At 65.5% G+C, this 264-nt stretch carries 1 pseudogene; it reads right to left on the bottom strand.

Annotated features, from left to right (window positions below):
• A pseudogene (locus R0J92_RS23750) lies at positions 1-264 on the bottom strand (hypothetical protein); the annotation flags it as partial.

Here is a 264-nt window from a genome sequence, read left to right as displayed (position 1 = left end):
CTCGACGCTGTGCCGGCCGGTCGCGAAGTCGAGGCGTTTGCCCTCGACGCAGACGATGCCCCTGAGGTCGATCCAATCGGGGTGACGCCGGCGGAGCCAGTCCACCTGTTCGCTGGCCCAGACGGTGCGCTCGTCGAGTCGGCCGTGGCCGTTGTCGGGCTCGGCGGTGTGAGTGAGCAGCTGTGGGTCGCCTTGTTCGATCGCATCATCGAAGAACAACGCGATGTCTTCACGCAGCGTCTTGTGGTTGTCCTTGACCGCCAG

Origin of the sequence: Tritonibacter sp. SIMBA_163 (genome assembly GCF_046535935.1) — a bacterium.
GTDB lineage: Bacteria > Pseudomonadota > Alphaproteobacteria > Rhodobacterales > Rhodobacteraceae > Epibacterium > Epibacterium scottomollicae.
Note: the sequence above shows the minus strand (reverse complement) of the source record. Positions and strands in the feature narration are given on the sequence as shown.